The 26,021-nt window shown below is 60.4% G+C and carries 20 protein-coding genes; 8 read left to right on the top strand and 12 right to left on the bottom strand.

Features of this window, described 5'->3' with window-relative positions; translation table 11 throughout:
- Positions 1 to 113 precede the first annotated feature (113 nt).
- The 3 genes from LVD08_RS22280 to LVD08_RS22270 form a co-directional block, all read right to left on the bottom strand.
- A complete protein-coding gene (locus LVD08_RS22280) occupies positions 114 to 1,358 on the bottom strand; it encodes a lipoprotein-releasing ABC transporter permease subunit (RefSeq protein ID WP_096797167.1) in 1,245 nt (414 codons plus the stop codon).
- A gap of 169 nt (positions 1,359 to 1,527) precedes the next feature.
- Positions 1,528 to 2,214: a lipoprotein-releasing ABC transporter ATP-binding protein LolD gene (lolD, locus tag LVD08_RS22275; protein ID WP_167734160.1), complete on the bottom strand. Its 687-nt coding sequence runs from the start codon at positions 2,212 to 2,214 to the stop codon at positions 1,528 to 1,530.
- A gap of 7 nt (positions 2,215 to 2,221) precedes the next feature.
- Positions 2,222 to 3,472: a lipoprotein-releasing ABC transporter permease subunit gene (locus LVD08_RS22270; protein ID WP_041068963.1), complete on the bottom strand. Its 1,251-nt coding sequence runs from the start codon at positions 3,470 to 3,472 to the stop codon at positions 2,222 to 2,224.
- A 94-nt stretch (positions 3,473 to 3,566) separates the two neighbouring features.
- On the opposite strand from LVD08_RS22270, the gene LVD08_RS22265 reads away from it, so the two are divergent.
- Together LVD08_RS22265 and LVD08_RS22260 are read left to right on the top strand one after the other, a co-directional pair.
- Positions 3,567 to 4,148: a PilZ domain-containing protein gene (locus LVD08_RS22265; RefSeq protein ID WP_007968195.1), complete on the top strand. Its 582-nt coding sequence runs from the start codon at positions 3,567 to 3,569 to the stop codon at positions 4,146 to 4,148.
- A 13-nt stretch (positions 4,149 to 4,161) separates the two neighbouring features.
- On the top strand, positions 4,162 to 4,884 hold the full coding sequence (locus LVD08_RS22260; protein WP_247269275.1) for a glycerophosphodiester phosphodiesterase: 723 nt from the start codon (positions 4,162 to 4,164) through the stop codon (positions 4,882 to 4,884).
- A gap of 42 nt (positions 4,885 to 4,926) precedes the next feature.
- Here the strand turns inward: LVD08_RS22260 and sthA are convergent, their stop codons facing one another.
- Positions 4,927 to 6,321 (bottom strand): Si-specific NAD(P)(+) transhydrogenase, encoded by a 1,395-nt coding sequence (sthA, locus tag LVD08_RS22255; protein WP_003226580.1) that lies wholly within the window; start codon positions 6,319 to 6,321, stop codon positions 4,927 to 4,929.
- Positions 6,322 to 6,518: 197 nt separating this feature from the next.
- Positions 6,519 to 7,568 carry an FAD:protein FMN transferase gene (locus tag LVD08_RS22250; RefSeq protein WP_247269274.1) on the bottom strand — a complete coding sequence of 350 codons (1,050 nt, stop codon included), beginning with the start codon at positions 7,566 to 7,568 and terminating at the stop codon, positions 6,519 to 6,521.
- 72 nt (positions 7,569 to 7,640) lie between these two features.
- Here LVD08_RS22250 and tcuC point away from each other — a divergent pair, with 72 nt between their 5' ends.
- Positions 7,641 to 8,942: an MFS transporter gene (gene tcuC / locus LVD08_RS22245; RefSeq protein WP_096797170.1), complete on the top strand. Its 1,302-nt coding sequence runs from the start codon at positions 7,641 to 7,643 to the stop codon at positions 8,940 to 8,942.
- Positions 8,943 to 9,123: 181 nt separating this feature from the next.
- On the opposite strand, the gene LVD08_RS22240 is transcribed toward tcuC, so the two are convergent.
- Complete coding sequence (locus LVD08_RS22240; RefSeq protein ID WP_003226583.1) at positions 9,124 to 10,587, bottom strand: glyceraldehyde-3-phosphate dehydrogenase; 1,464 nt, start codon at positions 10,585 to 10,587, stop codon at positions 9,124 to 9,126.
- A gap of 354 nt (positions 10,588 to 10,941) precedes the next feature.
- Here LVD08_RS22240 and mfd point away from each other — a divergent pair, with 354 nt between their 5' ends.
- Genes mfd through LVD08_RS22225 form a run of 3 tightly spaced genes read left to right on the top strand, consistent with a single transcriptional unit; the run spans position 10,942 to position 17,670 of the window.
- Entirely contained in the window at positions 10,942 to 14,391 is a 3,450-nt protein-coding gene (gene mfd, locus LVD08_RS22235; protein ID WP_096797171.1) for a transcription-repair coupling factor, read from the top strand.
- Positions 14,392 to 14,401: 10 nt separating this feature from the next.
- A complete protein-coding gene (locus tag LVD08_RS22230; protein WP_027611454.1) occupies positions 14,402 to 14,968 on the top strand; it encodes a CsiV family protein in 567 nt (188 codons plus the stop codon).
- Between the two features lie 11 nt (positions 14,969 to 14,979).
- Positions 14,980 to 17,670 (top strand): DEAD/DEAH box helicase, encoded by a 2,691-nt coding sequence (locus LVD08_RS22225; protein WP_247269273.1) that lies wholly within the window; start codon positions 14,980 to 14,982, stop codon positions 17,668 to 17,670.
- Positions 17,671 to 17,795: 125 nt separating this feature from the next.
- On the opposite strand, the gene LVD08_RS22220 is transcribed toward LVD08_RS22225, so the two are convergent.
- The 4 genes from LVD08_RS22220 to LVD08_RS22205 all read right to left on the bottom strand — a co-directional run bounded on the left by LVD08_RS22220 (position 17,796) and on the right by LVD08_RS22205 (position 23,724).
- Positions 17,796 to 21,089 (bottom strand): DEAD/DEAH box helicase, encoded by a 3,294-nt coding sequence (locus LVD08_RS22220; RefSeq protein ID WP_247269272.1) that lies wholly within the window; start codon positions 21,087 to 21,089, stop codon positions 17,796 to 17,798.
- 9 nt (positions 21,090 to 21,098) lie between these two features.
- Positions 21,099 to 21,836, bottom strand: coding sequence for an S-methyl-5'-thioinosine phosphorylase (locus LVD08_RS22215; RefSeq protein WP_247269271.1), 738 nt, complete (start codon positions 21,834 to 21,836; stop codon positions 21,099 to 21,101).
- Positions 21,837 to 21,847: 11 nt separating this feature from the next.
- On the bottom strand, positions 21,848 to 22,858 hold the full coding sequence (gene nagZ, locus LVD08_RS22210) for a beta-N-acetylhexosaminidase (protein ID WP_247269270.1): 1,011 nt from the start codon (positions 22,856 to 22,858) through the stop codon (positions 21,848 to 21,850).
- Positions 22,859 to 23,016: 158 nt separating this feature from the next.
- Positions 23,017 to 23,724 (bottom strand): TetR/AcrR family transcriptional regulator, encoded by a 708-nt coding sequence (locus LVD08_RS22205; protein ID WP_007961819.1) that lies wholly within the window; start codon positions 23,722 to 23,724, stop codon positions 23,017 to 23,019.
- Between the two features lie 229 nt (positions 23,725 to 23,953).
- Here LVD08_RS22205 and lexA point away from each other — a divergent pair, with 229 nt between their 5' ends.
- A complete protein-coding gene (gene lexA, locus LVD08_RS22200; RefSeq protein ID WP_247269269.1) occupies positions 23,954 to 24,562 on the top strand; it encodes a transcriptional repressor LexA in 609 nt (202 codons plus the stop codon).
- A gap of 10 nt (positions 24,563 to 24,572) precedes the next feature.
- Positions 24,573 to 25,046, top strand: a complete 474-nt coding sequence (gene sulA / locus LVD08_RS22195; protein WP_247269268.1) for an SOS-induced cell division inhibitor SulA — start codon at positions 24,573 to 24,575, stop codon at positions 25,044 to 25,046.
- Positions 25,047 to 25,140: 94 nt separating this feature from the next.
- Here sulA and LVD08_RS22190 read toward each other — a convergent pair whose 3' ends face one another.
- Together LVD08_RS22190 and LVD08_RS22185 are read right to left on the bottom strand one after the other, a co-directional pair.
- Positions 25,141 to 25,374 carry a hypothetical protein gene (locus LVD08_RS22190; protein WP_003226592.1) on the bottom strand — a complete coding sequence of 78 codons (234 nt, stop codon included), beginning with the start codon at positions 25,372 to 25,374 and terminating at the stop codon, positions 25,141 to 25,143.
- Positions 25,375 to 25,480: 106 nt separating this feature from the next.
- Positions 25,481 to 26,005: a DUF6586 family protein gene (locus LVD08_RS22185; protein ID WP_097088548.1), complete on the bottom strand. Its 525-nt coding sequence runs from the start codon at positions 26,003 to 26,005 to the stop codon at positions 25,481 to 25,483.
- Between the last annotated feature and the right edge of the window lie 16 nt (positions 26,006 to 26,021).

The following is a 26,021-nucleotide window of genomic DNA, read 5'->3' as shown; positions in this document are numbered from 1 at the left end:
CCCAAGGGAGAGTGAGGCCGAGGGGCCCCCCCCCCCCGCGCGCGGGCCCCCCCCCCCATTTGGAAGGCATTCCCCGGGGGGGGCGACCCTGCCCGCGAAGACGGTATTGGCGCTTACGAATATCTCAGCGCATGCGCCGGCTCGATCTTCGCTGCCCGCAACGCCGGATACACCGTCGCCAGGAAGCTCAGAACAAACCCCGCCGAGCAGATCAACAGCACATCCCCGCCCTGCAATTCCGAAGGCAGGTTACTGACGAAGTACACGTCGGAACTGAAGATGTGCTGCCCGGTAACGCGCTCAACCCAGCCTACCATCTCGCTGACATTCAGCGCCGCGATCACGCCGAGCACGCCGCCAATCAGTGTGCCGACAATGCCGATCACCGTGCCCTGCACCATGAAGATCGCCATGATCTGCCGTGGCGTGGCGCCGATGGTGCGCAGGATCGCGATGTCCGCGCCCTTGTCGTTCACCACCATGATCAACGTGGCGATGATGTTGAACGCCGCCACCGCAACGATCATCAGCAACAGCAGGCCGATCATGGTTTTTTCCATTTTCATCGCGCTGAACAGACTGCCCTGGGTGTGAGTCCAATCGTCAGCCTTGAACTCGGCACCGAGGCCTGCGGCGATGTCCGAGGAGACTTTCGGCGCGGCGTACAGATCCTTCACCGCCAGGCGCACGCTCTGCACTTGATTCGGCTGCCAGTGCTGCATGGTCGCGGCATCGGCCACGTGGATCAGCCCCATCGAGCCGTCCAGTTCAGCGCCGACCTTGAACACACCGACCACGTTCAGGCGCTGCATGCGCGGGGTAATGCCACCCGGTGCGGTACTGACCTCCGGGACGATCAAGGTGATCTTGTCGCCGACATTGAGGCGGAAGCGGCGCGCGGTGATTTCACCGATCACCACGCCGAACTCGCCCGGCTTCAGGTCATCCAGACGCCCCTGCACAATGTGCTGGGCCACGATCGACACCTTGCCTTCCTGGGCCGGATCGACGCCGCTGATCTGAATCGGCTGCATCAAACCCTTGTAGGACAGCATGCCTTCCATCTCGGTGAACGGCACGGCGGCGGTCACTTCAGGATTTTTCAGCGCGGCGGCGGCGACCGGCTGCCAGTCATCGATCGGCTTGACGCCAACGATGGTCGCGTGCGGCACCATGCCGAGGATGCGCGAGCTCATTTCACGCTGGAAGCCGTTCATCACCGACAGCACCACGATCATCGCCAGCACGCCGAGGGCGAGCCCGATCATCGAAGTCATCGAGATGAACGAAACAAAGCGATTGCGGCGCTTGGCGCGGGTATAGCGCGTGCCGATAAAGATCGATAACGGTCTGAACATTCGCTGGGGCACCGTATAAAAAATCAAGCTTAAAAAAGCGGCCAATCGCTTGAGAGCGTAGCGAGCGAAGGAAAGACAAGGCAAAAACAGGCGAGGAAGCGGAGTCTACTGGCTGTAAATGAGCATTCCGAGCCTGTTTTTAACGCAGTATTTCCGAGCGCAGTAGCTCTCAAGCGATTGGAGTCAGGCAGCCTTCCTGCAATTGAAGGACGCGGTCCATCTGGCGGGCCAGGTTCATGTCGTGAGTCACCACCAGGAACGCCGTGCGCATTGAAGTGCTGAGTTCCAGCATCAAGTCCTGGATGCCTTCGGCGGTGTGCGAATCAAGGTTGCCGGTTGGCTCGTCGAGCATCACCAGGCCTGGATTGTTCACCAGCGCACGGGCGATGGCCACACGCTGGCGCTCGCCACCGGACAGCTCGGCCGGTTTGTGCTCCAGACGATGGCCCAGCCCCACCCGCTCCAGCAACGCGGTAGCGCGCTGACGTGCTTGCGGGATCGCGGTCTTGCCGATCAGCAGCGGCATGCAGACGTTTTCCAGCGCGGTGAATTCCGGCAGCAAGTGGTGGAACTGGTACACGAACCCCAAGGCACGGTTACGCAGCAGGCCACGCTTCTTCTCGCTCAGCGCCGACAGTTCTTCGCCGTCGAGCCAGACGCTGCCTTCAGTCGGCGTGTCGAGACCGCCCAGCAGATTGAGCAAAGTACTTTTGCCCGAACCGGATTTGCCAACGATCGCGACACGCTCGCCAGGGTGCAACTCCAGTTGCAGACCGGCCAACACTTGCACCGACTCCGGGCCTTCCTCGTAGGATTTGCCCAGGTTGCGGCAGCTCAAGATTGCTTTATCACTCATGCCCGACTCACTCATAACGTAGCGCCTCCGCCGGCTGGGTGCGCGCAGCACGCCAGGCGGGATACAGGGTGGCGAGGAAACTCAGGACCAACGCAGCAGCGCAGACCATGACCACGTCCTGGCTCTGCACCTGCGACGGCAGGTAATCAATGAAATACACATCGGCGTTGAGGAACTTGTGGCCGATCAGCCCTTCGAGGGCGGAAATCGCCGCACTGACGTTGAGCGCAGCGAGAATACCGAGCACCGCACCAATCGCCGTACCGACCACGCCGATCACGGTGCCCTGCACCATGAACGTGCGCATGATCGTCCCCGGCGTAGCGCCGAGGGTGCGCAGAATGGCGATGTCGCTCTTCTTGTCATTTACCACCATTACCAGCGTGGAAATGATGTTGAACGCAGCCACCGCGACGATCAGCAGCAACAGCAGACCGATCATGGCTTTTTCCATGCGGATCGCTTGATACAGGTTGCCGTGGGTACGGGTCCAGTCGCGGGCGTAGTAATGGTCTTCGCCCAGCTGCTGGGCGATGGTCCAGGCCACGCGCGGCGCCTGGAACAGATCATCGAACTTCAACCGGATGCCCTGCACCTGATCAGGTTTCCAGCGGTGCATCTTCGCCAGATCCTGCAGGTTGGTGACGCCCAGATAGCCGTCCAGCTCACCGGCGCCGACATGAAAAATGCCGACCACGGTGAAACGCTTCATGCGCGGGAACATCCCGGCCGGGGTCACGCTGACCTCCGGCGCGACGAAGGTGACCTTGTCACCGAGGCCCACGCCGAGCTTGGTCGCGGCCTTGTCGCCGATGACGATGCCGAAGCTGCCCGGCGTCAAATCGTCGAGTTTGCCCTGCTTCATGAAGTTGTCGATGATCGACACATTGCGCTCGAGCGCGGGGTCGATGGCGTTGAGCAACACCTTGGACACCTGGCCGTTGTTGGTCAGCAAACCCTGCATCTGGGTGAACGGCGCAACCGCCGTCACCTCAGGGTTGCGTTTGACCTTGGCGGCCAGGCTCTGCCAATCGTTGATCGGCTCGCCGGTTTCAAGAGTCGCGTGGGGCACCATGCCCAACACGCGGGTGCGCATCTCATGATCGAAGCCGTTCATCACCGAAAGCACCACGATCATCACGATCACGCCGAGGGCGAGCCCGATCATCGAAGTCAGGGAAATGAATGACACAAAATGATTGCGACGCTTTGCACGGGTATAACGCGTGCCGATAAATACGAAGAGAGGTCTGAACATGTCGGGGCTTGTTCGGAGGGAAAAGGAACGTCCTTGTGGCGGGGGTCGATAACCAGCTTTACACTCAGACCACCGCCGCTACCATGGGTTCGCCATGTCGACATTAGATGAAGAAGATCGCCGCGAATACTACCGTATCGAGGACATGATCGCACTGGAAATTCGGCCCCTGTCCGCTCCCGAAGCCGCAGGCCAGGAAGTGTTGCAGGATGCTTCCCCGCTGTTCAACCTGCTCAGCGAACTGCACCTGAGCGAATTCGAGTCGCAGCACCTGTTACGCCAGATCAGCGAGCGCGACCGGGCGATCGCCGCGTTTCTCAAATCCCAGAACAAACGCATCGACCTGCTCAGCCAGGTGGTCGCCCTGACCGTGCTCGGCCATATCGGCGAGCCACAACCGGTGATCATCTCCGAAGGCGGGATCGACTTTCAGCACCCGACCCCGATTGCCACTGGCGCGCACCTGTCGGTGAAACTGGTGCTGATGCCGCAGGCACTGGGCCTGCTGCTGCGCGCCCGAGTCACTCATTGCGATCGCAAGGGCGACGGCTACGACGTCGGCACCGAGTTCGAACACTTGACCGACGCCCAGCGCCAGTTGCTCGCCCGTTATATCTTGCAGAAACAGGCCCAGGAACGACGCCTGGCCCGTGAACAGAACGAATCAGGCATTTAATTAAGGAAGCACCGTGACCCTCCTCTACGGCCACCGCGGCGCCAAGGGCGAAGCACCGGAAAATACCCTGACCAGTTTTCAGGAATGTCTCAAGCACGGCGTACGCCGTTGCGAACTGGATCTGCACCTGTCCAAGGACGGCGAGCTGATGGTGATCCACGACCCGACCCTCAAGCGCACCACCGACCGGCGCGGCAAGGTGGTCGAGCACACCGCCGCCGAACTGGTGACCTACGACGCGCGCAAGGGCGGCCCGGGCTGGATCAAGCCGTGCCCGATTCCGACTCTGGAAGAGCTGTTCGAAAAATGTGATTTCGAGCACTGGCAACTGGAAGTCAAAAGCGCTTCACGCACCCGCGCCGCGACTACCGTACTGGCGATTCGCGAAATGGCCCAGCGTCATGGCCTGCTGAACAAGGTCACCATCACTTCGAGCTCACGGGAAGTGCTGAAAGCGGCGCTGGACCTGGTACCGGACGTGTCGCGTGGACTGGTGGCCGAATACGCCTGGCTCGACCCGCTAAAGGTCGCGGCCAGCTATGGCTGTGAGATTCTGGCTCTGAACTGGACGCTGTGTACGCCGGAACGCCTGCAGAAGGCGCAGCGTCAGGGGCTGCATGTGTCGGTGTGGACTGTCAACGAGCCTGCGCTGATGCGCAGGCTCGCCGACTTCGGCGTTGACAGCCTGATTACAGACTTTCCCGGTTTGGCCACTGCCACCCTTGAGAATTGCTGAAATCGGTCTCCCCGGCCGGCTCAGGCCACCGGCCGGAGCCCGTCAAAAAAGCCGGTTGAGGCCGTCGTACGCCGCTACCCGATAGGCTTCGGCCATGGTCGGGTAGTTGAACGTGGTGTTGACGAAATACTTCAGGGTGTTCAACTCGCCCGGCTGGCTCATGATCGCCTGACCGATGTGCACGATCTCCGACGCCTGATAACCGAAGCAGTGAACACCCAGCACTTCCAGGGTTTCACGGTGGAACAGGATCTTCAGCATGCCTTGCGGCTCGCCGGCGATCTGCGCACGCGCCATGCTCTTGAAGAACGCCTTGCCGACTTCGTACGGCACCTTGGCCTGGGTCAGCTCCTGCTCGTTCTTGCCGATCGAGCTGATCTCCGGAATGGTGTAGATGCCGGTCGGCACGTCATTCACAAAGCGCCAGCTACCGTTATCGACGATGCTGCCGGCAGCCGAACGACCCTGGTCGTGGGCGGCACTGGCCAGGCTCGGCCAGCCGATCACGTCGCCAGCGCCATAGATGTTCGGCACGCAGGTGCGGTAGGCCTCGTCGACTTCGATCTGGCCACGGCTGTTGACCTTGACCCCGATGTTTTCCAGACCGAGCTGGTCGGTGTTACCGGTACGGCCGTTGCACCAGAGCAAGGCGTCGGCCTTGATCTTCTTGCCGGACTTCAGGTGCAGGATCACGCCATTGTCCACGCCTTCAACGCGATCGTAATCTTCGTTGTGGCGCACGGTAATGTTGTTGTTGCTGAAGTGATAGCTCAACGCCTGGGAGATTTCCGAGTCGAGGAAGCTCAGCAACTGACCGCGGTTGTCCACCAGTTCAACCAGTACCCCCAGACCGCTGAAGATCGAGGCGTATTCGCAACCGATCACACCGGCACCGTAAACGATGAGTTTGCGCGGGGTGTGGCCGAGGCTGAGGATGGTATCGCTATCGTAGATACGCGGGTGATTGAAATCGATGTCCGCCGGGCGATAAGGACGCGAACCGGTGGCGATGATGATGTGCTTGGCCACCAGCTTCTCGACCACGCCGTTGGCGCAGACCACTTCGATGGTTTGCTCGTCGGCGAAGCTGCCGGTGCCGAAGAACACGTCGACGCGGTTACGAGCGTAGTAGCCAGTGCGCGAAGCGACTTGTTTGGAAATGACTTTCTCGGCGCTTTTCAACACGTCCGGGAAGGAGAACCAGCGTGGCTCGCCGATCGCCCGGAACATCGGGTTGGTGTTGAACTGCATGATCTGCCGCACCGAGTGACGCAGGGCCTTGGACGGGATGGTTCCCAGGTGGGTGCAGTTACCGCCGACCTGGCGACGGCTGTCGACCATCGCCACCTTGCGCCCTGCTTTGGCGGCGTTCATTGCCGCGCCTTCTCCCGCCGGGCCGGAACCCAACACCACCACGTCGTAGTTGTAGACAGCCATGCGTACTCCTCAGAACAGGCCGCGGTGCCAGCAGCACCGGCGGCTAAATCACGCCGAATCGTGGCGCGAAGGAACAATTGGGGGTCAGTCAAGAACCCGGACACAGTCTATAGAAGCGTCAACGCCGCGCACATTAACCCTTGGTCGCGTCGTAGGCTACTTTTGCCTGCACTACAACGCCAGCTTTCGTACTGTTTTCAGTCAACTTTTGCGCCACTGAGGCGTTCGAAAGCCGCACTGGTGCGGATTACAAAACCTGTATCGGCACGAATCACGAAGAATGCACCAATGTCATGTTTTTCGGCATAGTCCCAAGCCCGTTCAGGCCCGAGAATCAGCAACAGCGTCGATAATCCATCGGCCATCAACGCTGAAGGATGAATCACCGTGACTGACGCCAGGTTGTGTAGGACCGGCGCCCCGCTCCGCGCATCGAAGGTGTGGGAATAACGCCGACCACCTTGCAGGAAATAGTTACGGTAATCACCGGAGGTGGAAACCCCGTAGCCGTCGACCTGAATGATCCGTTCGGCCACCTGTTGATCGTCTCGCGGCTCTTCCAGCGCAATACGCCAGGATGAGCCATCAAGCTTCTTGCCCTTGGCCTTTAGCTCACCGGTGGCTTCGGCGAGATAGTCATGGATGCCCATCGACTCGAGCCTGGCGGCGATGGTGTCGACCGCGTAACCGGCGGCGATGCTGTTGAAGTCGACTTCGACAGCGGCGTCCTTGCACAAGCGGTCGCCGTCGATATGCAAATGGCGGTAGCCGACTCGCTGCAGGGTTTCGGCCAGCGCGGCGGAGTCGGGGACTGTCTCTTCACGCCCTTGCGGGCCGAACCCCCACAGGTTCATCAGCGGTTCGACAGTCAGGTCGTAGGAACCTTCGCTTTGCTCCGACAGCTGCTCGCCGACACGGACCAATTCGAGCACGGCAGCCGGCATGGTCTGACAGCTGTTCGCTGGCAAGGCATTGAAACGTTCGATGTCGGAGTCATTGCGATAGGTCGACATCTGCCGATCCACTTTCGCGAGGATAGCCTCCACTTCCCGGCGAACTTGCGCCGGTTCGGCAATACCCGAGTGCCGCACGTACTTGATCGAATACGTGCTGCCCATGGTCGGCCCCCCAAAGCTTTCCATGGACTCACCGTTGCCACAGGCAGCGAGGACAACCGTCACACTCACAAGCCAAACCCACCGTCCAGTGAACAATTCTTCATCTCCCCATAAAAGCGCGCCGGCCATTATGGATCAAAGGCCCGCACGCTCCCCAACGGATGCAACGCGTCATAAGAAACCAATAATGAGTAACTGAAAATGTCCTCGACCACGGGCAAAGGCAAAGCGATTTTTCGCGTTGTCAGCGGCAATTTTCTCGAGATGTTCGACTTTATGGTCTATGGCTTCTACGCCACGGCCATCGCCAAAACCTTCTTCCCGGCCGACAGCGCCTTCGCTTCCCTGATGCTGTCCCTGGCCACCTTCGGTGCCGGTTTCCTGATGCGTCCACTGGGCGCGATCTTCCTTGGTGCCTACATTGACCGTCACGGTCGTCGCCAGGGCCTGATCATTACCCTTGCGTTGATGGCCGCCGGTACGATCCTGATCGCCTGCGTGCCGGGCTATGCCACTCTGGGTGTCGCAGCGCCGTTGATCGTGCTGTTCGGTCGCTTGCTGCAAGGCTTCTCGGCCGGCGTCGAGTTGGGCGGTGTTTCGGTGTATCTGGCGGAAATCGCCACGCCGGGCCGCAAGGGCTTTTTCGTCAGTTGGCAGTCCGCCAGCCAGCAAGCGGCGGTGGTGTTTGCCGGCCTGCTCGGGGTGGGCCTCAATCACTGGCTAAGCCCGGAACAGATGGGTGACTGGGGCTGGCGTGTGCCGTTCCTGATCGGCTGCATGATCGTTCCGGTGATCTTCGTCATTCGTCGTTCGCTGGAGGAAACTCCGGAATTCCAGGCGCGCAAACATCGCCCTACCCTGCGGGAAATCGTCCGCTCGATCGGTCAGAACTTTGGCATCGTCATCGCCGGCATGGCGCTGGTGGTGATGACCACGGTTTCGTTCTACCTGATCACCGCCTACACCCCGACCTTCGGCAAGGCTGAACTGCATCTGTCGGATTTCGACGCGCTGCTGGTGACCGTGTGCATCGGTCTGTCGAACTTCTTCTGGCTGCCGGTGATGGGCGCGGTGTCCGACAAGATCGGGCGCAAACCCCTACTGCTGGCGGCGACGATTCTGGCGATCCTCACCGCTTACCCGGCGCTGTCGTGGCTGGTGGCGAACCCGAGTTTCAGTCATCTGCTGATCGTCGAACTGTGGCTGTCGTTCCTGTACGGCTCGTACAACGGCGCAATGGTGGTGGCGCTGACCGAAATCATGCCGGTGGAAGTGCGCACCACCGGATTCTCGCTGGCCTATAGCCTGGCGACGGCGACCTTTGGTGGCTTCACGCCGGCAGCCTGTACTTATCTGATCCACGTGCTGGACAACAAGGCTGCGCCGGGGATCTGGCTCAGCGGTGCGGCGGTGCTGGGGTTGATTGCGACGCTGGTGCTGTTCCGTGGCAATAAGCATGAGCTGCGGACTGCGCAAGCGGCCGTGGCAGGTGGCGCCCGATAAAACGCCTTCGGGAGCAAGCCCCCTCCCACAAGGTCCGGTGGTGCCAACATGATTGTGTGAAAACCGCCAAACCTGTGGGAGGGGGCTTGCTCCCGAAGAGGCCGGAACAGCCAAAAAAGTTCCAGCAGGCATAAAAACCCGCCCCGACCTAAGTCGGGGCGTTTTCATTTGCAGCGAAGGCTTAGCGCGGGAACGCTGGCGGGTTTACACCGGCCATGTCTTCCATCACGCGAACCACCTGGCAGCTGTAGCCGAACTCGTTGTCGTACCAGACGTACAGCACAACGCGGTTGTCCTGAACGATGGTCGCTTCAGCGTCGACCACACCGGCGTGACGCGAACCCACGAAGTCAGTGGACACCACTTCCTGCGAGTTGACGAAGTCGATTTGCTTGTGCAGATCGGAGTGCAGCGCCATGTAGCGCAGGTACTCGTTCATCTCTTCACGGCTGGCGGCTTTCTCAAGGTTCAGGTTGAGAATGGCCATCGATACGTTTGGCGTCGGAACGCGGATCGCGTTACCGGTCAGCTTGCCTGCCAGCTCAGGCAGAGCCTTGGCAGCAGCGGTGGCAGCACCGGTTTCGGTGATGACCATGTTCAGCGCGGCGGAACGGCCACGGCGATCGCCCTTGTGGAAGTTGTCGATCAGGTTCTGGTCGTTGGTGTACGAGTGAACGGTTTCGACGTGACCGTTGATGATGCCGAACTTGTCATTCACAGCCTTCAGCACCGGCACGATGGCGTTGGTGGTGCAGGAAGCGGCGGACACGATCTTGTCGTCAGCGGTGATTTCGTTGTGGTTGATACCGTGAACGATGTTCTTCAGCTTGCCTTTGCCAGGCGCGGTCAGAACAACGCGAGCGACACCCGGGCATTGCAGGTGCTGACCCAGGCCATCGGCGTCACGCCATACACCGGTGTTGTCCACCAGCAGCGCGTCTTTGATGCCGTACTGGGTGTAATCCACCTCGGTCGGGTTCTTCGCGTAGATCACCTGGATCAGGTTACCGTTGGCGGTGATGGTGTTGTTTTCTTCGTCGATGACGATGGTGCCGTTGAACGGACCGTGTACCGAATCGCGACGCAGCAGGCTGGCGCGCTTGGTCAGGTCGTTTTCGGCGCCTTTGCGCACGACGATGGCACGCAGACGCAGACCGTCGCCACCACCGGTTTTCTCGATCAGGATGCGCGCCAGCAGACGGCCGATACGACCGAAGCCGTACAGCACAACGTCAGTGCCTTTGCGGGCCGAAGCGTTTTGCTGACCAACCACGTCAGCCAGTTCTTCACGCACGAACTGCTCGGCGCTGCGGCCATTGCCTTCGCTGCGGAATTTGAACGCCAACTTGCCCAGGTCTACCGAAGCCGCGCCGAGCTTGAGCTCGCTCATGGCTTTCAGCAGAGGGAATGTTTCGTGGACGGAGAGTTCGCTATCGTCGGAGGAACGGTGGCGAGCAAAGCGGTGAGCTTTGAGAATCGCGATGACAGACTGGTTGATCAGGCTGCGGCCATAGATCGAGCTCACCACGTTGTTATTGCGGTAGAGCTGACCGATAAGCGGAATCATCGCTTCTGCGAGTGCTTCACGGTCGATCCATTCACCAAGACACTGGTCGGGCTTCTGAGTCACGGGAACCTTCCACATGTAGGGGCAGAAAAAAGGGGCTACATTATGCCGCCGAGAACCTCTTGTAGCAATGCGCGCTTGTCGCGCAATCGGTAACAAAATTCCGTTCAAAAAAATTACGCCCCGCGCCAGCCCAGTAAAACCGGGGCTTCCAGCGCAGTCAATTTTTCGACGACTGTTAGACGATGTCTGTAACCCTCCGTAACACCAGTCGATTTCGGCACTACATAACCACTAAAAAAGTGCTCGTTTTTATGGTTACCACTACATTTTGCGCAAACCGTGAAGATAGACGCAGTCTGCAACTGACAGCCGGCACCGGACGCCGCTACAATTACCGACTTTGTCGCAAAGCCTGGAGCTCAACCTTCCGTGCCCGTTCTGCGTCTACCGCTTCTCCCTGCCGCGGCAGGTAAACAGCATTGGGGCAACCTGCCCGGTGCTGCCCTCAGCCTGGCGATTGCCGAGGCTGCCAGCGCTGCCAAGCGCTTCACCCTGCTACTGACCGCCGACAGCCAGAGTGCCGAACGGCTGGAACAGGAGCTGAGTTTCTTCGCCCCGGATTTGCCCGTGCTGCATTTCCCCGACTGGGAAACCCTGCCGTACGATCTGTTCTCGCCGCACCAGGACATCATCTCCCAGCGTATCGCCAGCCTTTATAGACTGCCGGAACTGGCGCATGGCGTGCTGGTGGTGCCGATCACCACCGCCCTGCACCGCCTGGCGCCGACCAAGTTTCTGCTCGGCAGCAGCCTGGTGCTGGATGTCGGGCAGAAGCTCGATGTCGAACAGATGCGCTCGCGCCTTGAGGCCAGCGGCTATCGCTACGTCGATACGGTCTACGAGCACGGCGAGTTCACCGTGCGCGGCGCGCTGATCGACCTGTTCCCGATGGGCAGCAAACTGCCCTATCGCATCGACCTGTTCGACGACGAAATCGAAACCCTGCGCACCTTCGATCCGGAAAACCAGCGCTCCATCGACAAGGTCGATTCGGTCAAGCTGCTGCCGGCCCGAGAGTTCCCGCTGCAGAAAGATGCGGTCACCCGCTTCAAGGCGCGCTTTCGCGAGCGTTTCGATGTCGACTTCCGACGCTGCCCGATCTTCCAGGACTTGAGCAGCGGCATCACCCCGGCCGGTATCGAGTACTACCTGCCGCTGTTCTTCGACGAAACCTCGACACTGTTCGATTACCTGCCGCAGGACACTCAAGTGTTCTCGCTGCCGGGTATCGAACAAGCGGCAGAAAACTTCTGGAACGACGTGCGCAATCGCTACGAAGAGCGCCGCGTCGATCCATCGCGCCCTCTATTGCCGCCTGCGGAATTGTTCCTGCCGGTGGAAGACTGCTTCGCCCGCCTCAAGAGCTGGCCACGGGTCGTCGCCAGTCAGCAGGACGTCGAATCCGGCGCCGGTCGCGAGCGCTTCCCGGCGCAGGCACTGCCCAACCTGGCGATCGAAGCCAAGGCCACACAACCACTGGCGGCGCTCTCGACATTCCTCGACGAATTCCCCGGACGCGTGCTGTTCACCGCCGAATCCGCGGGCCGGCGTGAAGTCCTGCTGGAGCTGCTGGAACGGCTGAAGCTGCGGCCGAAAACCGTCGACAGCTGGCCGGACTTCGTTTCGAGCAAGGATCGGCTGGCGATCACCATCGCGCCGCTCGACGAAGGCTTGATGCTCGATGACCCGGCGCTGGCGCTGGTGGCGGAGAGCCCGTTGTTCGGTCAGCGCGTCATGCAGCGTCGTCGCCGGGAAAAACGCGCCGACGCCAACAACGATGCAGTGATCAAAAACCTTACCGAACTGCGCGAAGGCGCGCCGGTGGTGCACATCGATCACGGTGTCGGGCGTTATCTGGGCCTGACGATTCTGGAAATCGACAACCAGGCTGCAGAATTCCTCACTCTGGAATATGCGGAGAACGCCAAGCTCTATGTGCCGGTGGCCAACCTGCATCTGATCGCGCGTTACACCGGCAGCGATGACTCACTGGCGCCGCTGCACCGCCTCGGCTCCGAGACCTGGCAGAAAGCCAAGCGCAAAGCCGCCGAACAGGTGCGCGATGTCGCCGCTGAGCTGCTCGACATCTATGCCCGTCGTGCCGCCCGCGAAGGCTACGCGTTTGCCGACCCGAAAGCCGATTACGCGACCTTCAGCGCCGGTTTCCCGTTCGAAGAAACGCCGGACCAGCAAGCGACCATCGAAGCGGTGCGCGAAGACATGCTCGCGCCAAAGCCGATGGATCGTCTGGTCTGCGGCGACGTCGGTTTCGGCAAGACCGAAGTGGCGATGCGCGCCGCGTTTATTGCCGTGCACGGCGGGCGCCAGGTAGCGATTCTGGTGCCGACCACCCTGCTCGCCCAGCAGCACTACAACAGCTTCCGCGACCGCTTCGCCGACTGGCCAGTGACCGTGGAAGTGATGAGCCGCTTCAAATCGGCCAAGGAAGTCAACGCGGCGATCGCCGATCTGGCGGAAGGCAAGATCGACATCGTCATCGGCACGCACAAGCTGCTGTCCGACGACGTGAAAATCAAAAACCTTGGGCTGGTGATCATCGACGAAGAGCACCGCTTCGGTGTCCGTCAGAAAGAACAGCTCAAGGCCCTGCGCAGCGAAGTCGACATTCTGACGCTGACCGCCACGCCGATTCCGCGCACGCTGAACATGGCGGTATCGGGCATGCGTGATCTGTCGATCATCGCCACGCCGCCGGCGCGACGCCTGTCGGTGCGCACCTTCGTCATGGAGCAGAACAAGAGCACGGTCAAAGAGGCCCTGCTGCGTGAACTGCTGCGCGGTGGGCAGGTTTACTACCTGCACAACGACGTGAAGACCATCGAGAAATGCGCGGCGGATCTCGCCGAACTGGTGCCGGAAGCGCGGATCGGCATCGGCCACGGGCAGATGCGCGAACGCGAACTCGAACAGGTGATGAGCGACTTCTATCACAAGCGCTTCAACGTGCTGATTGCCTCGACCATCATCGAGACCGGCATCGACGTGCCGAGCGCCAACACCATCATCATCGAGCGCGCCGACAAGTTCGGCCTGGCGCAATTGCACCAGTTGCGCGGACGTGTCGGCCGCAGTCACCACCAGGCTTACGCGTACCTGCTAACCCCGCCGCGCCAGCAAATCACTTCCGATGCGGAAAAGCGTCTGGAAGCGATTGCCAACACCCAGGATCTGGGCGCCGGTTTCGTGCTGGCGACCAACGACCTGGAAATCCGTGGCGCCGGCGAACTGCTGGGCGACGGCCAGAGTGGGCAGATTCAGGCCGTGGGCTTCACGCTGTACATGGAAATGCTCGAGCGCGCGGTGAAGTCGATCCGCAAGGGCGAACAGCCGAACCTCGATCAACCGCTCGGCGGAGGCCCGGAGGTCAACCTGCGGGTGCCGGCGCTGATTCCGGAAGATTATCTGCCGGACGTTCACGCCCGCCTGATTCTGTACAAGCGCATCGCTTCGGCCACCGACGAGGAAGGCCTGAAGGATCTGCAAGTGGAGATGATCGATCGTTTCGGCCTGCTGCCTGAACCAACCAAGAATCTGGTGCGCATCACTGCGCTGAAGTTGCAGGCCGAACAGCTGGGCATCAAGAAAGTCGACGGTGGCCCGCAGGGTGGACGCATCGAGTTCGCCGCGCAGACGCCGGTCGACCCGATGACCTTGATCAAACTGATCCAGACTCAACCAAAACGCTACAAATTCGAAGGCGCCACGATGTTCAAGTTCCAGGTGCCGATGGAACGCCCGGAAGAGCGCTTTAATACTGTAGAGGCGCTGTTCGAGCGCCTCCTCCCGAAAACTGTTTGAAGGACGCCGCATGCGCCTGTTTCGCTCACTGACTTTGCTACTTGCCTTGGTAGCCCCTTCGGTTTTCGCCGATGACCTGTATCAGGTCGAAATGATTCTGGTGCGCCAGAACGCCGTGCCGGCTATCGTCAGCCGCGCCGCCCCGGAAGACTGGGCCGCCGGCGCTCAACGCCTGGGTGATGACAGCCTGCGCACACCTGCGCTCGGCGACGTTGCCAGCAAACTCAGCGCCAGCGGTGATTACAGTGTGCTGATGCACAAGGCCTGGCAGCAGACCCTCGGCGAAGCGCCGACCAAGGTGGCAGTCAGCGACGGCAAGGAACAGTTCGGCCAGTTCCCGATCGAGGGCACGCTGGAAATGAAACTCGGGCGCTTTACCGACGTGAACGCCGACTTCTGGGTCAACCAGATCGACGCCAACGGCATGGTCACTGCCAGCGAACACCTGAAACAGGACAGCCACACCAAAAACGGCCAGCTCAACTATCTCGACAACGGCCACCTGGCGCTGCTGATCAAGATCACATCCCTGACGGCGCCCGCCCCACGGCAAGCCCCTGAAGCGATTCCGGACTGATCGAAGTCCTTATGTCCCCGCCCCTGAGTAAACCGTTGGCACCCTCCTGGGTCAGCCGATTCAAGGAACAGAGCCTGGAGCGTGGCCGCCGCTACGCCCTGGAGAACCGGGTACGCATCGCGCAGGTGGGCGATGCGACCATCACCGCCAGTTGCGAAGGCTCTGGCGGTAACGTCTACCGTCAGACCATTCACTTGCGCGAGTCAGCCAAAGACACCCTGTTGCTGGTTGACGCCACCTGCACCTGCCCGGTGCGCAATAACTGCAAACACTGCGCCGCAGTACTCCTGCAAGTGCAGGAAACCCTCGAATACCCTGCCGCAGCGAAAGACGCCGAACTGCTGGAAAAACTCCAGGCCGTATTGGAGAACCGTAACCCCAAAGCGCCGCCGCAAGTGCTGGTGGACAACGTGCAACCGCTGCCGCGCCTGTGGCTGGCGAGTGTCGAGTTCAGTGCATTCGAACCGCGCAACGGCAAGATGCAGCGCTATATCCAGCATCGGGCGGCGCTGTCGTTCAGCTATCTGGATGAGTACGTCAGCGGGCAGAAAAACAGCGACATTCTGATTCGCCAGGAAACCCAGACCCTGCGTATAAAACGCCATCCGGAAGTGGAACAGTCCTACCGCGAACAGTTAAGAATCCTCGGCTTCCGTATCGCCACGCGCCAGAGCAAAGCGCTGCCGGAAAGCGCCGGTGAGCTGTACGAGATGGTCAACGACAGCGCCTGGCTGACGTTTACCCTCAACGAACTGCCGAAGCTGCGCACCCAAGGTTGGGAATTGCAGATTGACGAGGAATTCGGTTTCGACCTGACCGCCGTCGACGACTGGTACGCCACCGTCGAACAGGCGCCCGAACGCGACTGGTTCGATCTGGAATTGGGGATCATCGTCAATGGTGAGCGCCTGAGCCTGCTGCCGATCCTGCTCAATCTGATGCGCTCGCACACGGAAATCCTCAACCCGGAACGCCTGGCGCGGCGCCGCGATGACGAGCTGATTCTGGTCAATGTGCCGCAACGCAACAGTGAGCACGGGCCGCTGCAAGTGGCGCTGCCCCTCGGCCGACTGAAACCGGTATTGGCGACGCTGGGCGAGTTCTACTTGCAGGAACCGGGCGAAACTACCCTGCGCTTGAGCAAGGCAGATGCCACGCGGCTCAACTCGCTGGAAGGCATTCCCCTGCTGTGGGAGGGTGGCGAACAGATTCGCAGTTTCGCCCAACGCCTGCGCGACATTCGCGACTACAGCGCGAAAGCGCCGGAAGGCTTGAACGCGACGTTGCGTCCCTATCAGCTCGAAGGCTTGAGCTGGATGCAGTCCCTGCGTCAGCTTGAGGTCGGCGGGATTCTGGCGGACGACATGGGTCTGGGTAAAACCTTACAGACCCTGGCGCATATTCTCAGTGAGAAAAACGCCGGGCGTCTGGATCGACCGTGCATGGTGGTGATGCCCACCAGCCTGATCCCGAACTGGCTCGACGAAGCCGCGCACTTCACGCCGCAACTGAAAGTGGTCGCGCTGTACGGTGCCGGCCGCAAAAAGCATTTCGAGCATCTGGCCGACTTCGACCTGATCCTGACCACCTATGCACTGCTGCCCAAGGACGTCGAACGGCTGGCACAACAGCCGCTGCACGTTCTGGTGCTCGACGAAGCGCAGTACATCAAGAACCCTAACAGCAAGGCCGCGCAAGCCGCTCGCGAACTCAACGCGCGCCAGCGCCTGTGCCTGAGTGGCACACCGCTGGAAAACCACCTCGGCGAGTTGTGGTCGTTGTTCCACTTTTTGCTGCCGGGCTGGTTGGGCGATGTCAAAAGCTTCAATGCCGACTACCGCGTGCCGATCGAAAAGCGCGCCAGCGAAGTCAGGCTGCAGCACCTCAATGGGCGGATAAAACCGTTTCTGCTGCGCCGCACCAAGGAACAGGTGGCCACCGAACTGCCGCCTAAAACCGAGATCATCCACTGGGTCGATCTCAATGAGGCGCAGCGCGACGTGTACGAAACCATGCGCCTGGCGATGGACAAGAAAGTACGCGACGAGATCACTCGCAAAGGCGTGGCGCGCAGCCAGATCATCATTCTTGAAGCCCTGCTCAAGCTGCGTCAGGTCTGCTGCGATCTGCGCCTGGTCAACGACGCCACCCTGCCCGCCCGAGGCAGCAGCTCGGGCAAGCTCGACAGCCTGATGGAAATGCTCGAAGAGTTGTTCGAAGAAGGTCGGCGGATTCTATTGTTCTCGCAGTTCACCTCGATGCTGTCACTGATCGAGGACGAACTGAAGAAACGCAACGTGGCCTACGCCTTGTTGACTGGCCAGACCCGCGATCGGCGCACGCCGGTGAAGGAATTCCAGAGCGGCAAACGTCAGATTTTTCTGATCAGCCTGAAGGCCGGCGGCGTCGGCCTGAACCTGACCGAAGCGGACACGGTGATCCATTACGATCCGTGGTGGAACCCGGCAACCGAGAACCAGGCAACCGACCGCGCCTATCGAATCGGCCAGGAGAAGCCGGTGTTCGTCTACAAGATGATTGCCCGCGGCACGGTGGAAGAGAAGATTCAGCACCTGCAGAAGGAAAAATCCGACCTGGCGGCAGGCGTGCTGGATGGGCGCAAGGCCGGGGACTGGAAACTGCAGAGCGATGATATTGAAGCGCTGTTTGCGCCGTTGCCGGACAAGTTCGACAAGCGTTGAGATGTGCAGTGTTTGCTAGATAGCTTTCGCGAGCAAGCCCGCTCCCACAGTTGGATCGCATTTCCCCTTGTGGGAGCGAGCCTGCTCGCGAACGGATCACCTCAGTTGAAGGTTCAAACTGAAGCTTACTGCCTGGAAGCGGGCAACGGCGCAAACAGCGCTTCGATATCACTCTGTTCCAGTTTGAATCCACCCGTCGTACCACCTTCAAGCACCGCCCCGGCCAGCGCAGCCTTCTCCTGCTGCAGCGCCTGGATTTTTTCCTCCACAGTACCTTTGGCAATCAACTTGTAAACAAACACCGGATTGTTCTGCCCGATACGATAAGCGCGATCAGTTGCCTGATTCTCCACTGCCGGATTCCACCACGGGTCGAAGTGGATCACCGTGTCCGCAGCCGTCAGGTTCAGACCAGTACCGCCAGCCTTGAGGCTGATGAGGAACAACGGCACCTTGCCGCCCTGGAAATTCTTGACTGGCGTGCGCCGGTCGGTGGTGTCGCCAGTCAGCAACGAATAACCGATAGCGCGCTGCTGCAACTCCTGCTCGATCAGCGCCAGCATCGAGGTGAACTGGGAGAACAGCAGGATGCGCCGACCTTCGCCGAGCAACTCTTCGAGCATCTCCATCAGGCTGATCAGCTTGCCGCTGCCCGAGCGCAATGCCTTCGCCGTGAGAGGCATGTTGATCAAGCGCAGATCGCAGCAGACCTGACGCAGCTTGAGCAAGGCATCAAGAATGATGATTTGACTGCGCGCTACACCACTGCGGGCAATTTCGTCGCGCACTTTTTTGTCCATCGCCACGCGCACCGTTTCATAGACGTCGCGCTGGCCGTCGCTGAGTTCAACCCAATGGATGATTTCGGTTTTCGGCGGCAGCTCAGTGGCGACCTGATCTTTCTTGCGACGCAGCAGAAACGGCTTGATGCGCGCCGTCAGGTGCTGCATGCGCTGGACATTGCCATGCTTCTCGATCGGTGTGCGGTAATCGCGGTTGAAGGATTTGCTGTCGCCCAGCCAGCCAGGCATGAGGAAATGAAACTGCGACCACAGCTCGCCGAGATGGTTTTCCAGTGGCGTGCCGCTCAGACACAAGCGCTGACGGGCCTGCAAGTCACGTGCGGCCTGCGCCGCTTTGCTCAGCGGGTTCTTGATGTTCTGCGCTTCGTCGAGAATCAGCACGCTCCACGACTGCGGCCGCAACGTTTCAAGATCCCTGGGCAGCAAGGCGTAAGTGGTCAGCACCAAGTCGTATTCGGCGAGATTGGCGAAGTCTTTTTGCCGCCCGGCCCCATGCAGCGCCAGGACCTTCAACTGAGGCGTGAAGCGCTGGGCCTCGTCGAGCCAGTTGGGAATCAGGCTGGTCGGCATCACCGCCAGTGCCGGGCAATCGAGGCGACCGGCGTGCTTTTCCGTGAGCAGATGCGCCAGGGTCTGCAGGGTTTTGCCCAAGCCCATGTCATCGCCAAGAATGCCGCCGACCTCCAGCTCCCGCAGAGTCTGCATCCAGCCAAGGCCTTCGAGCTGATATGGGCGCAGTTGCGCATTAAGGCCGGCCGGCGCAGCAATATGGGTGTGTCTGGAATTGTGCAGCCGCTTGGCAAAAGTGCGCAGGCGTTCGCCGCCCTGCCATTCCAGTGGCATGCCATCGAGCATACTCAGGCGCGCGGCGTCTGGAGCAGTCAAGCGCAGCGCATCGCCCTGATGTCCGCCCAGGTACAGCTCGCCCAGCGTCGCCATCAGCGGTTTGACCCGACTCAGCGGCAACGCCACCTTGGCGCCTGCCGGGTCGCCAAAACCGCTGGGCTTGAGTTCGATCAGGAGTTTTTCGTCGTCGCTGCGTTGCGCCAGATTCACCGGGTCGAGCAAACGTGGCTGGGTGCGCAACAGATGTAGAAGGATCGGCAACAAGCTGTAGCGCTTGCCATTGACGACGATGCCCAGTTGCAGATCAAACCATTGATGCCCGGCCTCTTCTTCGACCTCCGCGTACCAGTGTTCAACCGGCTGCACATCGAAATGGAAGCCGGGACTGATTTCGATTTCCCAGTCCGCGGCGCGCAGTGTGGCAAGCCCTTCATGCATGAATCCGAGCCAGGCGGAATCATCCGGCAAGGTGAACATCTCGCCGAGACGATCCATAGCGCTCTTGCGCGTGGCTTTTTTGAAGCCGTGCTTTTGCAGGCTCTGGCGCAGCTTCTTTTCCATCGCAGGCTGGCGTCGAATGCGCTGGGTTTCAGTGCCATTGAGGATCATCACTTCCGGATGACGATCCACCGCCGGATGACCGTTGTAGGTAAACACCAGAGCGGCGCGGTGCTCCAGAACGTATTCCCAGCGCGAACGCTCCCGGCCGCTGACCAAGGTCAGTTGCGGCTGCGGAAGCACGTCATCGATGATTCGTTCGGTGAGCTTGTGCGGCGGCGGGATTTTGGTCATCGCGCTCATGCGATGGCTGAACTGCATCGCCTGACGCGCCGGGATGTCTGGGGCGAGGGTCAAATGGCAGGCCAGTTTTTCTTCCAACTCACTGAACAGAGGGCCAACCTGTCGCTGCTCACGATCGATGTAATAAAGCGGCTCCAGCGCCAGCACGGTTTCCTGCGCAGCCTCGGCACTGCTCCATTGGGCGCGGAACCCACCGTCGGCCTGCTCGGCCCAAGAGAACAGACCCATGCGTTTCGCGCCCGGCGTCAGTGCCTGCAAGTTTTCGAAGTCGAGGAACAGGCGCGAGGTGCGCAGGAGCATTTCCAGCAGTTCCGCGCCACTGCTGCCTTCCAGCGGATAGCCGCTGTAATAGGCGTGATGGGAATGCATGGCGACCAACAGCCTGGCAACGCGCAGATCCAGTTCGGACAGATAACCGGACTGACGCATGAGCATGTCCGACAGCGAATACATCGGTTTTACTTCGCGTAACTCGCCGCTCTTGAGCTGATAGACCTTGAAAATATCGAGCAGCCACTTGCCGTTCGCAGACGTGGGTTTGAGTTTGTAAAACAGGCGCGTGCCCGCGGTTTGCGCCCCTTCGTCGACGGGCCTGGCCGGGACGGGGACTGTCGAAAGCCAATGCTCCAGCGCCCGACCCAAGGGGATCTGTGCGTCACTTTCGGACGTATCGTCGTCAATGCCCTGCAGGTGATAGAGCACCGCCGCGCAGTGTTTGCAATCAATCGCGACGGGGCAGGTGCATAAGCAACGCAAATTAACCGATCCCAGGCGATCATCGGACAGGTAGATGCTTTGTTCATACGCCTGTGTTTCCGAACCGACGCAGAACGCCTCGATTTTCCTGTCATCGATCTCGATGATCTCTACCCGATCATCGGCAGCATAAGCGCGGGCCTTGGCCAACGCCTTGCTACTGAATGCGTGAGTCCATGCCAGCCCTTTAAGCCGCTCGATGAAACTGCTCATGGACAGTCCTTAACTGGCCAACACCCGCGCCAACGTCGATTTCACCTTGCCCATCCCGTCATGCAGCGCCTGCTCGATCTCGGCCATGGTGATCACCGCCGTGGTCTTGCCCGCCGCCGGATTCACCACCAGCGCCAGGCAGGCGTAATCCAGATCCAGCTCACGGGCCAGTGCCGCTTCCGGCATGCCGGTCATGCCGACGATGTCGCAGCCATCGCGCTCCAGACGCACAATCTCGGCCACGGTTTCCAGACGCGGGCCCTGGGTGCAGGCATACACGCCCTGATCGCTGTATTCGCAACCTTCGGCAGCCAGCGCGGCGATCAGTTGCTGACGCAGCGACTCGCTGTAAGGGAAGCTGAAATCGATGTGGGTGACGTGCTCCAGATCATCGGCGAAAAACGTGTGTTCGCGACCGCTGGTGTAATCGACGATCTGGTGTGGCACACAGAAATGTCCGGTACCCATGGCCGGATGGATCCCGCCTACCGCGTTGACCGCGATGATCGCCTCGGCGCCGGCCTGCTTCAGCGCCCACAGGTTGGCGCGGTAGTTGACCTTGTGCGGCGGGAAACGATGGGGATGGCCGTGACGGGCGAGGAACAGCACTTCCTTGCCGGCATACTCCCCGATCTGCACTTCAGCCGACGGCGAACCGTAAGGCGTATCCACCGCCAACGACTGACGAATGCTCAGGCCTTCGAGCTGGGTCAGGCCGGTGCCACCGATGATTGCGTAAACCGTCATAGCAAAAATCCTTAATCGATCAGTTGAGCGTCTTTGAGCGCGCCGATGGCGGTGAGCCAGCGCGGATCCTGACGGTAGTCGGTGCTGGCGAACGCCTGCCCGCGCATCCGCGCAATGCGTGCGGACGGCTTGACCTTCATCCGTTGCGCAGCACTCAGGGCCAGTTCGGCCGCAGCGCGGTCATTGCACACCAGGCCCATGTCGCAACCGGCAGTCAACGCGGCTTCGATCCGGCTGGCAGCGTCGCCGACCACGTGGGCGCCGGCCATCGAAAGGTCGTCGCTGAAGATCACGCCGTCAAACTGCAACTCGCCGCGCAGGATGTCCTGCAACCAGCGACGGGAGAACCCAGCCGGCTGCGAATCGACTTGCGGATAGATGACGTGCGCCGGCATGACCGCAGCGAGTTGCTTGCTGAGTCTGGCGAACGGTACGAGGTCGTTGGCGCGGATCTCGTCGAGACTGCGCTCGTCATTCGGGATCGCGACGTGGGAGTCGGCTTCGGCCCAACCGTGACCGGGGAAATGCTTGCCGGTAGCGGCCATGCCCGCGCTGTTCATGCCGCGGATGAAGGCGCCGGCGAGCAACGCTGCGCGCTCGGGATCCCCTTCGAACGAACGAGTGCCGACCACGGCGCTGCGCTGGTAATCCAGATCCAGCACCGGGGCGAAACTCAGGTCGAGGCCGACCGCCAGCACTTCGGTGGCCATGATCCAGCCGCATTGTTCGGCGAGGTATTCGGCGTTCGGGTTGTCGGCGATGGCACGCATCGCGGGCAGGCGCACGAAGCCCTGACGCAGACGCTGCACCCGGCCGCCCTCCTGGTCGACCGCCAGCAGCAGATCCGGGCGAATGGCGCGGATCGCAGCACTCAGCTCGCGCACTTGGCGCGGGTGCTCGATGTTGCGCGCGAAAATGATCAGGCCGCCCACTTCGGGCTGGCGCAACAATTGGCGATCTTCGGCCGTCAGCCAGGTACCGGCGACGTCCACCATCAACGAGCCTTGCAGGCCAGCAGTCATAGAGATTCCTTGAAAACGAAAAACCCGATCCGCCAGAAATCGCTACCGTGAGCAATGCTCGGCAGGCCAATAATTTCTATGGAGATCGGGTTCAGAACGAAAGTCGGCATGGGCGGCTAGCTTAGCGGATACAAGCAGCCGCGCCCACCCGTGTGCGGTTAAACCTTGGCGGCCACCGGAGTCGATTTGCTGCGCGGGCGAAGCTGCGCAGTCGCCATCGCCGGGTCGGTGACACCGGTTTCGGCACGCATGCCGGCGGCAAGGAACGGCACCATCAGACGCATCACCTGTTCGATCGAGGTGTTGACGCCGAAATCGGTCTCGGCAATCGCGCGCAAGGCCTTGATCCCGGACATGCTGAACGCCGCAGCGCCGAGCATGAAGTGCACGCGCCAGAACAGCTCGATTGGCGGGATGCGCGGAGCCGCTTCGTTGACCAACAGCATGTAGCGGCGGAACACCTTACCGTACATGTCTTCCAGATAACGACGCAGGTGACCCTGGCTCTGGCTGAACGCCAAACCGAGCAAACGCATGAAGATCGACAGGTCGTTACCGCTGCGTGGCTGCACCACGAGCGCTTGCTCGACGAGGATTTCCAGCAACTCTTCAAGGGTCGGCTTGTTTTCAGGCTTGGCCTGGCGACGCTCCAGCTCTTTATCGAGGCTGATGCAGAACGGCCCGAGGAAGCGCGAGAAAACCGCCTGGATCAGCGCTTTCTTGGAGCCGAAATGATAATTCACCGCCGCCAGGTTTACCCCGGCCTTGCTGGTGATCAAACGCAATGAGGTTTCAGCGAAACCTTTCTCCGCGAACAACTGCTCGGCAGCATCAAGAATGCGTTCAACGGTTTCCGACTGGGCCATGGCTACTCCGCCTGACAAACACTTGTTTGAAACATACGTTTCAGCCCAAGCCTTGTCAAGCCTGCCAGTTCGTTTTGGGAATGGTCGGTCAGCTATTTAACCACACTCGACCGGCGCATTAATAAGCACGGCAACCGACCGTCCGGCGGGCTGCAAAAAAACGGGCATTGCCAAGACCGCTTCACTGTATATAATCCCAGTCACTGTATAAAAAGACAGAGCGATCAATATGCTAAAGCTGACGACACGCCAAGCCGAGATTCTGGCCTTTATCAAACGCTGCCTCGAAGACAACGGCTACCCGCCAACCCGCGCGGAAATCGCTCAGGAACTGGGTTTCAAGTCGCCCAACGCGGCGGAAGAACACCTCAAGGCCCTCGCCCGCAAAGGTGCAATCGAAATGACCCCGGGCGCCTCCCGCGGCATTCGCATCCCCGGTTTCGAAGCCAAGGCTGACGACTCTACCCTGCCGATCATTGGCCGGGTCGCTGCCGGCGCACCGATCCTCGCCCAGCAGCACATCGAAGAGTCCTGCAACATCAATCCTGCGTTCTTTCACCCACGGGCCGATTACCTGTTGCGCGTACACGGCATGAGCATGAAGGACATCGGCATTTTCGACGGTGACCTGCTGGCGGTTCACACCACCCGCGAAGCACGCAATGGCCAGGTGGTGGTTGCACGGATCGGCGATGAAGTGACGGTCAAGCGCTTCAAGCGCGAAGGCAGCAAAGTCTGGCTGATTGCCGAAAACCCTGAGTTCGCCCCTATCGAAGTCGACCTGAAAGATCAGGAACTGGTGATCGAAGGCTTGAGTGTCGGCGTAATCCGCCGCTAAAGGAGGCTTTATGCAGTTCCCACACACACCCCAGCAAACACAACTGCCTCTATTCGAAGCGTTTCTGGCACAACCGATGGCACCGATCCTGAAAGATGTGGTCGAGCGCCCATGGATTGCCGAACCGGAAGTATTCAGTGAGCTGTCACTGCGCGGTGCGGCCGGGAACTGCCTGAACCTGCTGGCCCCGATCCTTCGCGAACTGAGCGAGGATCAGGATGCACGATGGCTGACACTGATCGCCCCTCCAGCCAGCCTGACCCAAACCTGGCTACGAGAGGCCGGCCTGAACCGTGAACGCATTCTGCTGTTGCAACCTCGTGGCGCGCAAAGCACTCAGCAACTGGCCTGCGAAGCACTGCGCCTGGGTCGTAGCCATACGGTGGTAACCTGGCTCAACCCGCTGAACACAAGTTCACGGCAACAACTGATCAGCGCAGCCCGCACGGGCGACGCTCAGAGCCTGAACATTCGATTGGGTTGATTCATTTGTAACGCGCGCTGTGTGAAGCGCAGGGCTTCTCCAGGGACAGAGAAGCCGATCTGATGTTGCAGCGGCAAGCGCCGACAGGCGGATCTCAGTGAAGAACCCGTGGCCCTTCTTCCTTATCAAATTCGCCTTCGACCATACGGCCGGCCATCTGTACGCCAACGCTCAACATCGCTTTCGCGATTTCCACATGCTGGCCTTGCAGGAATGCTTTAGCATCCTCGGAGAAATCCAGCGTCACCAGAGAACCCTCGTCCTCAGCCCTGCGCAGTTCGATTCGGCCGTCTGGTAACTCGACAATTTCTAGAAAGGACGTTGGCATATAGGTCTGTTCTCCACGAAAGGCAGGGATTATATAGACATCATTCGGGCTTCGCTCGGGATCTTGACCAGCAGCATGTTTCAGATTGCCACCGTGTCAATTGTCCTCAGCATTCGTTCAAGCCTTCGCGAAAGCGGATTGCCAAGCCCTTGAGATTCTGCCGCCAGCTCTCCAGCTCTTCCCGACTCAACTCCTGCGGCGCCTCTTCTTCATCGAGATTAATGGCCTGAATCAATGGCTGTGTCACATCGCCCTTGGGCTTGTGTGGCACCCGTGGCGGCTGGAACAACGCTGAGTGCGCCGCCAGCAATTTCGCCAGCCAGGTTTCAGGGTTACCAGCCAGCTCAACCATCTCGGCCAGTTCCGGGATCGCAATCGATTCCAGGACTTCGCGAGTCAGCAACGCTTCTGCTCGCGATGCATTGGCCTGAGGCAGACGATAAAAACCGGCGATCTCGTGACACAGGCCCAGAAGCGCGCCATAGAGGTGAAACAATGCTGATTCGCGGCCAGCCTGAATCAGCGCCAACGAATTCATCGCCCGCCCCTCTTCGGCGCGAGCCAGAGCCTCCAGCGACAGGCCGGCGAAATAGATCTTCTGATTGGTGCGGGTATAGAGTTCGTGCGCCATGCCGGCAGTCTCCACA

Source organism: Pseudomonas sp. YL2, from assembly GCF_023063025.1.
Taxonomy (GTDB): domain Bacteria; phylum Pseudomonadota; class Gammaproteobacteria; order Pseudomonadales; family Pseudomonadaceae; genus Aquipseudomonas; species Aquipseudomonas putida_A.
This window is presented reverse-complemented; position numbering and strand designations above follow the sequence as displayed.

Bases quoted from the DNA above. Each gene is read 5' to 3' on its own strand.
- lexA (WP_247269269.1), top strand. From the start codon at position 23,954: ATGCTAAAGCTGACGACACGCCAAGCCGAGATTCTGGCCTTTATCAAA.
- LVD08_RS22250 (WP_247269274.1), bottom strand. From the start codon at position 7,568: ATGGCCGGCGCGCTTTTATGGGGAGATGAAGAATTGTTCACTGGACGG.
- LVD08_RS22230 (WP_027611454.1), top strand. From the start codon at position 14,402: ATGCGCCTGTTTCGCTCACTGACTTTGCTACTTGCCTTGGTAGCCCCT.
- LVD08_RS22240 (WP_003226583.1), bottom strand. From the start codon at position 10,587: ATGTGGAAGGTTCCCGTGACTCAGAAGCCCGACCAGTGTCTTGGTGAA.
- LVD08_RS22280 (WP_096797167.1), bottom strand. From the start codon at position 1,358: ATGTTCAGACCGTTATCGATCTTTATCGGCACGCGCTATACCCGCGCC.
- LVD08_RS22190 (WP_003226592.1), bottom strand. From the start codon at position 25,374: ATGCCAACGTCCTTTCTAGAAATTGTCGAGTTACCAGACGGCCGAATC.
- LVD08_RS22225 (WP_247269273.1), top strand. From the start codon at position 14,980: ATGTCCCCGCCCCTGAGTAAACCGTTGGCACCCTCCTGGGTCAGCCGA.
- tcuC (WP_096797170.1), top strand. From the start codon at position 7,641: ATGTCCTCGACCACGGGCAAAGGCAAAGCGATTTTTCGCGTTGTCAGC.
- LVD08_RS22265 (WP_007968195.1), top strand. From the start codon at position 3,567: ATGTCGACATTAGATGAAGAAGATCGCCGCGAATACTACCGTATCGAG.
- LVD08_RS22215 (WP_247269271.1), bottom strand. From the start codon at position 21,836: ATGACGGTTTACGCAATCATCGGTGGCACCGGCCTGACCCAGCTCGAA.
- sthA (WP_003226580.1), bottom strand. From the start codon at position 6,321: ATGGCTGTCTACAACTACGACGTGGTGGTGTTGGGTTCCGGCCCGGCG.
- LVD08_RS22185 (WP_097088548.1), bottom strand. From the start codon at position 26,005: ATGGCGCACGAACTCTATACCCGCACCAATCAGAAGATCTATTTCGCC.
- lolD (WP_167734160.1), bottom strand. From the start codon at position 2,214: ATGAGTGATAAAGCAATCTTGAGCTGCCGCAACCTGGGCAAATCCTAC.
- LVD08_RS22220 (WP_247269272.1), bottom strand. From the start codon at position 21,089: ATGAGCAGTTTCATCGAGCGGCTTAAAGGGCTGGCATGGACTCACGCA.
- nagZ (WP_247269270.1), bottom strand. From the start codon at position 22,858: ATGACTGCTGGCCTGCAAGGCTCGTTGATGGTGGACGTCGCCGGTACC.
- LVD08_RS22205 (WP_007961819.1), bottom strand. From the start codon at position 23,724: ATGGCCCAGTCGGAAACCGTTGAACGCATTCTTGATGCTGCCGAGCAG.
- sulA (WP_247269268.1), top strand. From the start codon at position 24,573: ATGCAGTTCCCACACACACCCCAGCAAACACAACTGCCTCTATTCGAA.
- LVD08_RS22270 (WP_041068963.1), bottom strand. From the start codon at position 3,472: ATGTTCAGACCTCTCTTCGTATTTATCGGCACGCGTTATACCCGTGCA.